At 60.5% G+C, this 11,981-nt stretch carries 14 protein-coding genes and 1 tRNA gene; 10 read left to right on the forward strand and 5 right to left on the reverse strand.

Translation table 11 applies throughout. The features are described from left to right. The first annotated feature begins 5 nt into the window (after positions 1-5). From tolR to HDE80_RS10610, 8 genes are all read left to right on the forward strand, one after another. Positions 6-455, forward strand: a complete 450-nt coding sequence (gene tolR, locus HDE80_RS10575; protein WP_184670617.1) for a protein TolR — start codon at positions 6-8, stop codon at positions 453-455. Beyond that, positions 442-1,380 carry a cell envelope integrity protein TolA gene (locus HDE80_RS10580; RefSeq protein ID WP_184670619.1) on the forward strand — a complete coding sequence of 313 codons (939 nt, stop codon included), beginning with the start codon at positions 442-444 and terminating at the stop codon, positions 1,378-1,380. Before tolR ends, HDE80_RS10580 begins: the two co-directional genes overlap by 14 nt. A 10-nt stretch (positions 1,381-1,390) precedes the next feature. Beyond that, positions 1,391-2,716 (forward strand): Tol-Pal system beta propeller repeat protein TolB, encoded by a 1,326-nt coding sequence (tolB, locus tag HDE80_RS10585; RefSeq protein ID WP_184670621.1) that lies wholly within the window; start codon positions 1,391-1,393, stop codon positions 2,714-2,716. Between the two features lie 255 nt (positions 2,717-2,971). Beyond that, entirely contained in the window at positions 2,972-3,484 is a 513-nt protein-coding gene (gene pal / locus HDE80_RS10590; RefSeq protein WP_184670623.1) for a peptidoglycan-associated lipoprotein Pal, read from the forward strand. A gap of 9 nt (positions 3,485-3,493) precedes the next feature. Further along, a complete protein-coding gene (ybgF, locus tag HDE80_RS10595) occupies positions 3,494-4,354 on the forward strand; it encodes a tol-pal system protein YbgF (RefSeq protein ID WP_255483675.1) in 861 nt (286 codons plus the stop codon). A 10-nt stretch (positions 4,355-4,364) separates the two neighbouring features. Further along, positions 4,365-5,057, forward strand: coding sequence for a 7-carboxy-7-deazaguanine synthase QueE (gene queE, locus HDE80_RS10600; RefSeq protein WP_345776438.1), 693 nt, complete (start codon positions 4,365-4,367; stop codon positions 5,055-5,057). Positions 5,058-5,232: 175 nt separating this feature from the next. After that, positions 5,233-5,919, forward strand: a complete 687-nt coding sequence (queC, locus tag HDE80_RS10605) for a 7-cyano-7-deazaguanine synthase QueC (protein ID WP_184670625.1) — start codon at positions 5,233-5,235, stop codon at positions 5,917-5,919. A gap of 60 nt (positions 5,920-5,979) precedes the next feature. Then, positions 5,980-6,055, forward strand: a tRNA-Lys gene (locus tag HDE80_RS10610). Positions 6,056-6,132: 77 nt separating this feature from the next. Here the strand turns inward: HDE80_RS10610 and HDE80_RS10615 are convergent. The 3 genes from HDE80_RS10615 to HDE80_RS10625 are packed head-to-tail and all read right to left on the reverse strand — an operon-like array spanning position 6,133 to position 9,197. Then, a complete protein-coding gene (locus HDE80_RS10615; RefSeq protein ID WP_184670627.1) occupies positions 6,133-6,849 on the reverse strand; it encodes a VTT domain-containing protein in 717 nt (238 codons plus the stop codon). Continuing rightward, positions 6,846-7,406: a nucleoside deaminase gene (locus HDE80_RS10620; RefSeq protein ID WP_184670629.1), complete on the reverse strand. Its 561-nt coding sequence runs from the start codon at positions 7,404-7,406 to the stop codon at positions 6,846-6,848. The genes HDE80_RS10615 and HDE80_RS10620 overlap by 4 nt, the downstream gene beginning before the upstream one ends. Before the next feature lie 15 nt (positions 7,407-7,421). Beyond that, positions 7,422-9,197: a glutamine--tRNA ligase/YqeY domain fusion protein gene (locus HDE80_RS10625; RefSeq protein ID WP_184670631.1), complete on the reverse strand. Its 1,776-nt coding sequence runs from the start codon at positions 9,195-9,197 to the stop codon at positions 7,422-7,424. Between the two features lie 136 nt (positions 9,198-9,333). Here HDE80_RS10625 and HDE80_RS10630 point away from each other — a divergent pair, with 136 nt between their 5' ends. Next, entirely contained in the window at positions 9,334-9,612 is a 279-nt protein-coding gene (locus tag HDE80_RS10630) for a DUF2007 domain-containing protein (protein WP_184670633.1), read from the forward strand. 71 nt (positions 9,613-9,683) lie between these two features. Further along, positions 9,684-10,202, forward strand: coding sequence for an adenine phosphoribosyltransferase (locus HDE80_RS10635; protein ID WP_184670635.1), 519 nt, complete (start codon positions 9,684-9,686; stop codon positions 10,200-10,202). A gap of 71 nt (positions 10,203-10,273) precedes the next feature. Here HDE80_RS10635 and HDE80_RS10640 read toward each other — a convergent pair whose 3' ends face one another. Both HDE80_RS10640 and HDE80_RS10645 read right to left on the reverse strand, forming a co-directional pair. Next, entirely contained in the window at positions 10,274-10,876 is a 603-nt protein-coding gene (locus HDE80_RS10640) for a hypothetical protein (RefSeq protein ID WP_184670637.1), read from the reverse strand. Between the two features lie 94 nt (positions 10,877-10,970). Then, entirely contained in the window at positions 10,971-11,915 is a 945-nt protein-coding gene (locus HDE80_RS10645; protein ID WP_184600752.1) for a LysR substrate-binding domain-containing protein, read from the reverse strand. Positions 11,916-11,981: the final 66 nt, after the last annotated feature.

The raw sequence follows: 11,981 nt of genomic DNA on the forward strand, positions 1-11,981 counted from the left end.
TACCCATGGCCATTTCCCAGCGTCGCAAACGCTACAAGCTCAAGTCCGAGATCAACGTCGTCCCGTATATCGACGTGATGCTGGTGCTGCTCATCATTTTCATGGTCACCACACCGATGATGAAAAGCCTGGGCGTGCCGGTGCAGCTGCCACAGAGCAATGCCAAATCACTGAAGGACATCAAAGATCCCGTGGTGATTTCGATTGACCAGAACGGGCAGATTTTTCTCAAGGTCGGCGATGGAAAAGCCGATCCGGTGAGCGTTGATGAATTCACCCAAAAGATCACTGCGTTCCAGCAGGCCGATCCCGATCTGCAGGTAATACTCGCAGGCGACAAGAATGCGGTTTACGGCAAGGTGTACGTGATCCTGCCGATCCTCCAGCAAGCCGGGGTGACCAAGATCGGACTGCTGAGTCAGCCGGGGTCGGGCGGGACGAATGGACGAAAGTAAGGGCACGCCGAAGGCGGTCATACTTTCCGCCATCCTGCACGTCGGTATCGTGGCGTTTCTGTTCCTCGCGACTCTGCCGTGCTCGAGCTTCGAAAACTTTGTCAACGCGCTGGGCCTGCCTGCGTGGATGAACCCGATTACCTGTACGCCTCCGCTGAATTTGCAGGGGCAGGTGATCCAGGCCGTGTTTATCGGTCCGACCGGCAGCCCACCGCCAAAAACCGTGAAGACCAAACCGGTTCCCGATGCCGTGCCGCCGCCACCCACCACGCCGCCTCCACCGCCGACGCCGCCCAAGCCTGACGAGCCGAAGATCAAGACCTTGCCGCCGCCGCCGGAGCATCCGGACGTGGTGGATCAAGAAAAAGTGGTCGAGGATGCGCTGCAAAAGGCTGACGATGCCAAAAAGCTGCAAGAGGAAAAAGAGCAGCAGCGCCAGTCGGAGATCGACGCGCAGGCAGTGAAGAAAAAGCAGGAGGAACAAAAGAAGGTTGATGAGCTGTTCCGCAAGATGGACGCGGCAGCCAACCAGACCAAAAGTCTCAGCAAACAGGCCGAGCAGCAGAAGCAGGATTTGGCCAATGCCAGTGACCAAAGCCAGCCTGATCTGCCCAAGGCCGACCAGCTGCAGAGCGGCAACAACAGCGACCATACCGATCTAAGCAGTGCCTACGCTGCCGCCATTCAGAATGCGGTCACGCCAAATTGGTTGCGGCCGGATAACATCACGGCCGCCCCATGTGAAGTAAATATTGTTCAGTCACCTGGCGGTGACGTTCTTTCTGCAAATGTTGATCCGAGTTGTCCATACGATGATGCCGGCCGACGTTCGGTCGAAAACGCGGTGCTGCGAACCAAGACACTGCCCTACAAGGGTTTTGAAAAAGTGTTCCAGCGCAACCTAACCTTCACCTTCAGGCCGTAATCATCACGCCATGCAAAAACTCACTCAAACCCTAGTTTTAGTACTCGCAGTGCTGTTGGCGTTGATCACCCTCCCGGCGAGTGCGCAGTCGTCGCTCAATATTCAGATCGTCAAAGGGACTCTTTCGTCGACACCAATCACGGTCGTGCCTTTCGCCCTGCAGGGCGGGTCGCCGCCTCCGACCGATGTGGCCGATGTCATCCACAACGATTTCAACCGTTCCGGCAAGTTCCGCGCACTGGACAAGTCGAGCATCGTCGAGCTTCCGTCGCAGGGCTCGGATATCAAGTTCGACACCTGGCGTCTGCTCAAGCAGGACTACATCGTGGTCGGCCGCATCAAGGATGCCGGCAACGGCATGGTGCAGGTGGAGTACGAGCTATGGGACGTGAACAAGCAGCAGAGCCTGCTCTCACAGGCCATGCAGCCAGCGCCGGTCGGTGATTTGCGCAATGTGGCGCACCAGATCGCTGACGCCATCTACCAGAAGATCACCGGTGTGCGCGGGGCTTTCTGGACGCGTATTGCCTACATCACCGCGGTCGGTCTCGGTAACAACACGACGTATTCGCTACTGGTCGCTGATTCGGATGGCTTCAATCCGCAAGTGGTTGCCCGCTCCAAGGAATCGCTGCTTTCGCCAGCATGGTCGCCGGACGGCAAGAAAATTGCTTACGTATCGTTCGAAAGTGGCAATTCAAACATCTATGTGCAGGACATCACGACGGGCTCGCGCCAGCTGGTGGAGTCGCACCCCAAGGGCATCAACGGCGCACCGGCCTGGTCGCCGGACGGCAGCAAGCTGGCCGTGGCGCTGTCGTTCTCGGGCAATTTGAATATCTATGTGCTGAACATGGCCAGCCGTCAGGAAACCCGCGTAACCTCGGATAACCTTTCCATCAACACCCAGCCAGTCTGGTCGCCGGATGGTCAGAGCATCTACTTCACCTCGGATCGCTCCGGTCGGCCGCAGATCTACCAGACATCGGCCAGCGGCGGCGGTGCCACGCGTATCAGCTTTCAGGGCCAGAACAACCAGAACGTTGCGGTAGGCTACGACGGCAAGCAGATCGCCATGGTGCAGGGCAACGGGAACGTGTATCGTATTGCCATCATGGACCAGAGTCTGGGTGGCCAAGTGCGGTTCGTATCGCCAGGTCCCTATGACGAGTCCCCGAGCTTTGCACCGAATGCCAGCATGTTGTTGTACGCCGCTACCGATGGCACTCGCGGCGTGCTGTACTCGGTATCAGCCGACGGCAACGTTCGTCAGCGGCTGGTGTTGTCAGACGGCGATGTGCGTGAGCCCTCCTGGGGCCCGTACCGCGAGCGCTGATCTTTGAATGATGCCGGGCGCGAATACGCGCCGGCATCATCGCCCAGGGATGGGGTCGAAGGGTGCTTGCGAGCGATTTGGTTTTTGGCCGCGATACTTGGTTGTGTCGTGGCCAATATGTATGTGTGATTGCGTAAAATGATGCACAATCACGCTTACAGTAGTGTCAAAATAACAGCCGGCCTACCGGCGTCGCTGTCCCGCTACCCCAATCGTCATCGTTTGTCGGAAACTCAACCGTTAAGGAATATCACCATGAATAAGACCGCACAAATCGCCTTGGTCGCCCTGCTGTGCGTCAGCGCGGCCGCCTGCACCAAGAAAGCTGTCAAGCCGATGGCTGAGCAGGCCCCTGTCGACCAGGGCGCCATGACCAGCAATGACACCAGCACTGGCAAGTACAAGCAGGGCGATCTCGAGACCGACGCCTGCCTGCGCCAGCGCGTTGTGTACTTCGATTTCAACCAGACCGAGATCAAGCCGGAGTTCCAGCAGATCGTGGCTTGCCACGCCAAGTACCTGCAGGATCGTCCGACCTCGCAGATGCGTCTGGAAGGCAACACCGACGAGCGCGGCACGCGTGAGTACAACCTGGGCCTCGGCGAGCGTCGCGGCAAGGCTGTCTCCGATGCGTTGACGGCAGCCGGCGGTTCGGCCAGCCAGATCAACGTGATCAGCAACGGCAAAGAGAAGCCGGTCTGCCGCGAGCACAACGAGGATTGCTGGAGCAAGAATCGTCGCGTCGAGATCGTCTACACCGCCGAGTAAGCAACACGTATGAAGAAGCCACTGGCTAACAGTTTTACGGCCAGAATCAGCATGGCGGGCGCGATTGCGTCCGCCATGTTTTTTTCGACGGCGGTAACAGCACAGGAGTCGCGTCTGAGTCTTGCAGATCGTGTCACGCAGCTCGAACAGCAGGCGCAGAACAAGGACCAGGGCGGCATCGGCATGGTCAACCAGATGCAGCAATTGCAGGCGCAGGTCCAGCAACTGCAGGGACAGATCGAGGAACTGCAGCACAGCCAGCAGCAACTCGATGACAAGAACAAGGCGCAATACGGCGATATCGATGCCCGGCTTGGCCGCCTTGAGGCAGGTAATGCGGGTACCGCGGCTTCCAAAGCGCCGGCCGGCAATGCACCTGCTAACGCTCCACCCGCGTCACCCCCGAATAATCCGTCAGCGGCTGCACCCGCTGGGCCGGCAAATGCTGCTCCCAATGCAGGGGCCAATGCGGCGGCTGATCCAGGCGCGGCCGCTGCTTACGACGTTGCCTTCAAAGCCATTCGTGCCGGCGACTACGTATCGGCCTCGCGAGATTTTCGCGGCTTCATCCAGAAGTATCCGAGCGATGCGCTGACGCCTAACGCCTTTTACTGGCTGGGCGAGTCGTACTACGCGACGATGAATTATCAGGTCGCGCTCGATGCCTTTCAGCATTTGCTGACCCAATTTCCGCAGAGCGAAAAGGCGCCTGATGCTTTGCTCAAGCTGGGTTACTCCCAGTTGGAGTTGAAACAGATGCCGCAAGCCAAGGCAACACTGACCTCAGTGGCCAGCAAGTACCCTGGTTCCAAGGCTGCCGGTCTGGCTCAGGAGCGGCTGCGTCAGATTCAGCAGTCGTCGGCCAACTGAGGTTTCGCCCGTGAATAGTGACAGCGCTGGCGCGGTCTCCCCCGCACCGGCTGCGGTGATCCCCGAACGGCTGCGCATCACCGAGATTTTCCACTCGATCCAGGGCGAAGCCGATGCGATCGGCTGGCGCACGGTGTTTATTCGTCTGACCGGCTGTCCGTTGCGCTGCGTCTGGTGCGATACCGAGTATTCGTTTTACGGCGGTGACTGGCATGCGATCGACGATATCCTTGCCGAGGTTGCCAAGCACGACGTCAAGCATGTGTGCGTCACCGGCGGCGAGCCACTGTCGCAGAAGCGCTGCCTGATCCTGCTGCGCAAACTCTGCGATGCCGGCTACGACGTGTCGCTGGAAACATCGGGCGCTATTGACGTTGCGTCGGTCGACCCGCGTGTCCATAAGATCATGGATTTGAAAGCGCCGGATTCGGGCGAGAGTGCACGCAATCTGTGGTCGAACCTCGATCATCTGCTGCCGCACGACCAGATCAAGATCGTGATCGCCAGCCGCGCCGACTACGAATGGTCGCGTGTGATGCTGGTCGAGCATGCGCTGGCGCAGCGCTGCATGGTGCTGTTTTCGCCGGTGCACGGGGCAGTACAGCCGCGCGAGCTGGCTGAGTGGATTATCGAAGACAAATTGCCGGTGCGATTTCAAATGCAGTTGCACAAGCTGCTGTGGAACGATGCGGCCGGGAGATGATTTGTGCGTTCATCCATGAGCGCGAAGATCAAAAAGTGGCCATCCATGGCCGCACTCTTCAACAAAATCCGCGTTGTGGCCACGTTGCTGCAAGCGACAAGAAAACCCGCGCGCCGGCCTGTGTTGTCGGTGGCGTTTGTGGCCGGTGACCGGTCAATCCAGTGTGGAATTCCTCATGTCAGAAAAGTCATTACCTAGGGCTGTTGTGCTCGTTTCCGGTGGCATGGATTCGGCCGTTACCATCGCGCTGGCGCGTGAGCAGGGCTATCAGGTACACGCCTTGAGCGTGGCCTATGGGCAACGTCACAGCTCGGAGCTGGCGGCGTCTGCCCGTGTCTCGACCATGCTCGGCGCAGTCGAACACAAGACGGTGACCGTCGACCTGCGCAGTATCGGCGGTTCCGCCCTCACGGCAGATATCGACGTACCGCTCGATACCGCCGAGAGCAGCGATATCCCGGTGACCTACGTACCGGCGCGCAACACCATCATGCTTTCGATCGCACTGGGCTGGGCCGAGGTATTAGGCTCCAGCGACATCTGGTGCGGCGTCAATGCGGTGGACTATTCGGGCTACCCGGACTGTCGTCCCGCCTTTATCGAAGCCTTCGAGACGCTGGCGAATGTCGCCACCAAGGCCGGCGTCGAAGGCGCCGGTATTCGTATCCACGCGCCACTGATGCGCATGGGCAAGGCCGATATCGCGCGCGAAGGTCAGCGCCTCGGTATCGATTTTTCCGCGACCGTCAGCTGCTACAACGCCGACAGCGAAGGCCGTGCCTGCGGCCACTGCGATGCCTGCCGTTTGCGTGCCCAGGGCTTCCGCGAAGCCGGTTTGCCTGATCCGACTCGCTACGTGTGACGCGTTTGCTTGTGCCGCCGACGCCCAGCACGTAAAATTGCGGGCTGGCTTTTGTTCGTTGGGTCGTTAGCTCAGTTGGTAGAGCAGTAGACTTTTAATCTATTGGTCCCGGGTTCGAATCCCGGACGACCCACCAGAATTTCGAAGCGCCCGCAGGGCGCTTTTTTTTGCCCAAATATGGCGTGCTATCTCTAGCCGCCAGCTGCCCGGCAATCAGTCAATGCGCTTGGTGGGCTGCCGGAAACGCCGGGTCATCCGCTCGATCAGCAACGGTAGCAACGCCAGCACGGCGAGGGCGGCCGAGGGCAAAAGCACTTCGCGATGCATGAAGAGATCCATGCTGAAGTTGGTGCTTTGACTGAGCACCGTGCCGATGCCTGCACCGATCGAGGTTTCGAAAATCAGCGTGATCGTGCCACCCAACCAGGTTGCGCCGATAAACAGCCACAGCGGGCAGCGCAGCCATGCCAGCCCGACCGTCACTGCGCCAAATGGCAGGATCGGCAGAAAGCGCAAAAACAGCGTGTAACTCACCGGGTGAGATTCGAATCCGTGATGCAGTTTCACCGCGATGGCCGGCGGCTTGCGGCTGCCGGTGCCGAAGGCATAGCGGCTGGCGAGGAAGAGGATCAGCGAGCCCAGCGTCAGAGCGACCGATGAGCACAACGTACCCTCCGGCACGCCGAACGCGAAGCCACCGGCGAGGATCACGATGATCGTGCCGGGAATGCCGGTGCACATCGTCAGCGTCAGCAGGCCGATGAAGACCAGGCGGCTCAGCCACGGGTGCGCAGCGATATGTGCATGTATCTGACTCTGATGCGCGACAAGCTGCTGTGGCGTGAGCCGATCGAGCGCGCCCGACGCAAACAGCACGATGCCGGCCAGTATAAGCAGGATCAGCGGTAGCGAGGCGCGCAGGCGATTCAATAGACCGTACCGGCTGCGCCGTAGTCGGCCAGAACGCTGCGTGCCTGATCGCGCAGGATGTCGCGGCGCACGGCGATGCCGCGACGTTCCAACTCACCTATCCAGTCGCTCGGCAGCGGACCTTCATCGAACTCGGTGAGTTCCTCGACGTCTTCAGCGCGCGCGCCGATCAGCAGTTCATCGATGCCCGCCCATACCGTGGCGCCATAGCACTGGCAGCATGGTTGTGAGCTGGTGGCCAGCACATAGCGACTGCCGGCCTGGTTGATCCGGTGCTGGCCGAGGCGCTGCTGCGCGACCATCAACGCCATGATTTCGGCATGCGCAACCGAGCAGCTTTGCGGCACGACCCGATTCACGCCGATAGCAATCAGACGTCCACTCTCGGCATCAAATACGGCGGCACCGAATGGGCCGCCGCTTTGCTGCGCCACATTGCGCCGCGACAACTCAATTGCCAGTCCTACGCGCTCCTCATCGCTCATGTAGGGTCGTCCGATATCGGCGACATCGCCCATCCAGGGCGGCAAGGTGAGATGGATTTGCAATGGCAGCATCTGCGTTCCCTCCGTCTACTGGCCAGCCTGCCTCGTCCACGTGTCGCGCAGGGTGACGGTGCGGTTGAACACCGGTTTTGCTGGCTGGTGATCGACGCGGTCGGCGACGAAATAACCGAGTCGCTCGAACTGGAACCGCTGCTCCGGCGCTACATCTGCTGCGGCAGGCTCCAGCCACGCCTGCACAACGCGCTTGGCCTGCGGGTTGACGTGTTCGAGCCAGGTCTTGCCATCCTCTTCGTTCTCGGGCGCAGACACGTTGAACTGGCGATCGTAGAGACGCACCTCGGTAGCGATGGCGTGCTTCGCGCTCACCCAGTGAATCGTGCCCTTTACCTTGCGGTCGGCGCCCGGCATGCCATGGCGTGTTTCCGGGTCAAGCGTACAGCGCAGCTCCGTCACGTTGCCATCGGCGTCTTTGATCATCTGTTCGCACTTGATGATGCCGACGCCGCGCAGGCGAACTTCGCCATCGGGCTTGAGGCGATGAAAGCCCTTTGGTGGAATTTCGGCGAAATCCTCACGCTCGATCCAAAGCTCGGGCGCAAACGGCACGTCGCGCTGGCCGAAGCTGTCGTCCTTGGGATGGTTGGCGAACCGCAGCGTTTCTTCGTGATCGGCCGAAAGATTGGTGATCACCAACTTCAGCGGATCGAGCACGGCCATGCGGCGTGACGCAGTGACATCCAGATCTTCACGGATGCAGTTTTCGAGGATCGCGTAATCGATCACGCTGTTCTGCTTGCTCACACCCACGCGTTCGATCAGCAGGCGCAGTCCGGCCGGCGTGAAGCCGCGCCGGCGCAGACCGCGTAGCGTGTTCATGCGTGGATCGTCCCAGCCATCGACGAAATTTTCGGCGACCAGCTGCGCCAGTTTTCGCTTGCTGGTGATGCAGTAGCTGAGGTTGAGGCGAGAGAACTCGATCTGTCGCGGCTTGGCCGGATGCGTACGCACGCCGCTATCGAGCAAGCTCTTCCACAGTTCGGGATGCTTTGGCAGATCGACCTTGTCGACAAACCAGTCGTACAGCGGCCGGTGATCTTCAAACTCCAGCGTGCACAGTGAGTGCGTGATGCCTTCCAGCGCATCGGACAGGCAGTGCGCGTAATCGTACATAGGATAGATCGGCCATGCGTCACCGGTGTTCTGGTGGGCGATCTTGCGGATGCGGTAGATCGCCGGGTCGCGCATGTTCATGTTACCGGCGCTCATGTCTATCTTCGCGCGCAGTGTCTTGCTGCCGTCGGCGAATTCGCCCGCGCGCATGCGGCGGAACAGGTTGAGGTTTTCCTCCACGCTGCGCGAGCGATGTGGTGAATTGCGCCCGGCCGTCGTCAACGTGCCGCGGTACTCGCGCATTTCCTCGGCGTTGAGGTCGTCGACGTACGCGTTACCATCCTCGACGAGCTTCAGTGCCGAGCGGTACATCACCTCGAAATAATCCGACGCGTGGCGCAGGTCATGCCATTCGAAGCCGAGCCAGCGCACGTCGTCCTTGATGCCTTCGACAAACTCCGGGTCTTCCTTGCCGGGGTTGGTGTCGTCCAGGCGCAGGTTGCACCAGCCGCTGAATTCGCCAGCAATGCCGAAATTCAGGCAGATCGCCTTGGCGTGGCCGATGTGCAGATAACCGTTCGGCTCCGGCGGGAAGCGCGTGTGGATCGCGCGGTGCTTGCCCGCGTTGAGGTCATCGCGCACGATCTGCCGGATGAAATTCTGCTGCACGACCTGCTGCCCGTTTGACGCGGCCGGAATGACAGGTTCGACGGTAAGGTTTTCGGTCGACATCGTGCAAAAACTCGTGTGCGGTAGCGGAAACGTATCAGTTTACCTTGTCACCGCTGCCGGGCGCAGAAAGCTTGCCAGGTGGCCGAATTCAAGGTGCGGCTTGCCCATCGACGGTACGAGGGTTAGCGTGTGGCGTATGCAAACCATTTATCGCGCCGACAACCTGTTTGATGCCCATCTGGTGAAAGATGCGTTGGAGGCCGAAGGCATCCCGGCCTTTATCTCCGGCGAATACCTCACGGGCGCGGTCGGCCAGTTGCCGGCAATGGATTTCATTGCCGTGATGGTGCCCGAATCCAGCCTGTCGGCCGCCAGCGGCATCGTTCAAGCAGTAGAGGTGCAGCTCAGCGAGGCGCGGCTGGCGATCAAGGAGCAAACTGACGTGCCAGACGACCCGCTGGCCGTTTTCTGCTGATAGCGCTGGCTGACCGCGGATCGCCCTGAATACCATGCAAGCTACCGGCTTGCTGTGACGAGAAAGTTGCCGTGAAAGATTTTGCCAAACTGATCCGCGCCGTCGCCGACTTTCCCATGCCCGGTGTCACTTTCCGCGATGTGACTCCACTGCTGGCCGACGCCGAGGCATTTGGCCGCTGTATCGATGCGCTGGCCGAACCGTGGCAGAGCCAGCGCGTGCAGGCGGTATGTGGCATCGAGGCGCGCGGCTTTATCTTCGGCGTGGCGCTGGCGCAGAAGCTGCACGCCGGCTTCGTGCCGTTGCGCAAGCCTGGCAAGCTACCACCACCCGTGGTTGGCGTTGACTACCAGCTGGAATACGGCAGCGACCGACTCGAAGCAAGCAGCGATACGCTCCAACCCGGACGGCGTGTACTCATCGTGGATGATGTGCTGGCCACTGGCGGCACGCTGGCGGCGGCGTGTGCACTGGTCGACAAGCTCGGTGGCCAAGTGGCTGGCGCCAGTGTGCTGATCGAACTCGATGCGCTCAACGGACGAAGCCGTTGGCCATCAGCTTCATTGCTTTATAGCCTGATGCATTATTGAAAAGCCGATCACATCACTTTTCAGAATGCTTCGCTGCAGGCATTCGCCAAGCCCGGGCCATTGATTCACGTTCAATGCGCGACGACGTCAAACCGTTCCACATAAACCAGCTCACAGGCGCCAGCACCGACATCGTCCCGCGTCATCGACGTTTTCCAGTGCCAGCCGCCCGGACGGCTGGCATCGACGAGAAAGCCTTCGAAGTGCACGACCTGACCGACGCGAACCTGGTCGAGTTCGCGTTTGACGCCGGCATCGGCGGGGATCATATGCATGTTGGCGCTGGAAGTTTCGATTTCGCGCCGGGGAATCGGGAACTGGTCGACGTGCCAGTAGTAGAAGCGGTCGGATTGGGTGATCTTGATGCTGGCCAGCACCGAGCTGTCGGACATGCGGCCCCAGCCGAGTGCGAGATCTTCCGGAATGAGCTTGGCGTCGGCGCCCCATGAATAATCTTCACGCGAAAGCACGCGCGCGGTGACAACGAAATGCGCGCGGGTCGTGAGTGTGACATCGCCTTGCTGCAAAACCGGCGCGTCGGTTCCGAGGTTGTCCTGCTGCGGCGTGTCCGGTGCCAGTATGCCGGGTGGTTGCGTCACGGCGCGATGCCGCCAATGGGACAGTGCGCCCCAGCCGATCAGCAGCGCGAGCAGGGCGATCAGTACGCGACGCATGGTCTCGGCCTTGTGTGTGCTGAAATGGTGGAGTGGCTGAACTGCTGCGGTGACTTCCGGAGACTTCGCGTGATCGTCGTCGCGTCCCGATAAATCAGCTCTTGGCCAGCTTCGCCCGTCTGGCCCGCTCGATGCCCGGCACGAACAGATCTGCCGGCAACTCGTGAAACACCTGGGCCACCCGTTTGAGAAAGGTGTTCATCGATGCGCTCTTGCGCCACACCATGGCGATGCGCCGGCTCGGCGGGTGGCCGGCGAATTCGATCAAGTGCACGTTGTCGGTGCGTGCCATCGGCGGCTTGGTCGCCAGCGTGGGTAGCAGGGTAATGCCCACGTTGGCAGCGACCATCTGCCGCAGGGTTTCCAGGCTGGTGGCGCGGAAGCCGGTTTTCTCGCCAGCGCCAGCCAGCTGACATACTTCCAGCGCCTGATCGCGCAGGCAGTGGCCGTCTTCCAGCAGCAGCAATCGCTCGGCGGCGAGGTCGGACAGCTTGAGCTTGCCCTTCTGTTTCACCAGGGCGTGATTGTTGGGCACGGCCAGCACGAAGGGCTCCTCGAACAGGAACTCGGAATGCAGCGAATCCTCATGTAGCGGCAGCGCCAGGATGCCGGCATCGAGCGAACCGTCGCGCAGCATGTGAATGATGTCTTCCGTCTTGCCTTCGGTCAGCAGCAGCTCCAGCCGGGGAAAGCGGTCGCGCATTAGCGGGATCACATGCGGCAACAGGTACGGCCCGAGCGTAGGGAAGATGCCCAGCCGCAGCGTGCCGGCTTCCGGGTCGCGAGTGCGCTGGGCCGTGGCCTTGATCTCGTCGACCTCGGCCAGCACCATACGCGCGCGGCGGGCTATCTCGCGACCGGTTTCGGTGAGCAGCACTTTGCGCGGCATGCGTTCGACCAGCGTGACGCCAAGCTCGTCTTCCAGCTTCTTGATCTGTGTCGACAACGTGGGCTGGCTGACGAAGCTGGCTTCGGCGGCGCGACCGAAGTGGCGATGTTCGGCCAGGGCAACGAGGTAGTGCAGGTCACGCAGATTCATGGGCGATGTCAATTGCCTTGATAGTCAGTGCCTATGATTGTGATGTAAACCATCAATTTGAACAAT

The organism is Rhodanobacter sp. A1T4 (assembly GCF_014207185.1).
Taxonomy (GTDB): domain Bacteria; phylum Pseudomonadota; class Gammaproteobacteria; order Xanthomonadales; family Rhodanobacteraceae; genus Rhodanobacter.

Excerpts from the sequence above, each read along its gene's own strand:
- HDE80_RS10630 (WP_184670633.1), top strand. The coding sequence starts at position 9,334 with ATGCAAACCATTTATCGCGCCGACAACCTGTTTGATGCCCATCTGGTG.
- ybgF (WP_255483675.1), top strand. The coding sequence starts at position 3,494 with ATGAAGAAGCCACTGGCTAACAGTTTTACGGCCAGAATCAGCATGGCG.
- tolB (WP_184670621.1), top strand. The coding sequence starts at position 1,391 with ATGCAAAAACTCACTCAAACCCTAGTTTTAGTACTCGCAGTGCTGTTG.
- pal (WP_184670623.1), top strand. The coding sequence starts at position 2,972 with ATGAATAAGACCGCACAAATCGCCTTGGTCGCCCTGCTGTGCGTCAGC.
- HDE80_RS10645 (WP_184600752.1), bottom strand. The coding sequence starts at position 11,915 with ATGAATCTGCGTGACCTGCACTACCTCGTTGCCCTGGCCGAACATCGC.
- HDE80_RS10640 (WP_184670637.1), bottom strand. The coding sequence starts at position 10,876 with ATGCGTCGCGTACTGATCGCCCTGCTCGCGCTGCTGATCGGCTGGGGC.
- queC (WP_184670625.1), top strand. The coding sequence starts at position 5,233 with ATGTCAGAAAAGTCATTACCTAGGGCTGTTGTGCTCGTTTCCGGTGGC.
- tolR (WP_184670617.1), top strand. The coding sequence starts at position 6 with ATGGCCATTTCCCAGCGTCGCAAACGCTACAAGCTCAAGTCCGAGATC.
- HDE80_RS10580 (WP_184670619.1), top strand. The coding sequence starts at position 442 with ATGGACGAAAGTAAGGGCACGCCGAAGGCGGTCATACTTTCCGCCATC.
- HDE80_RS10620 (WP_184670629.1), bottom strand. The coding sequence starts at position 7,406 with ATGCTGCCATTGCAAATCCATCTCACCTTGCCGCCCTGGATGGGCGAT.
- HDE80_RS10625 (WP_184670631.1), bottom strand. The coding sequence starts at position 9,197 with ATGTCGACCGAAAACCTTACCGTCGAACCTGTCATTCCGGCCGCGTCA.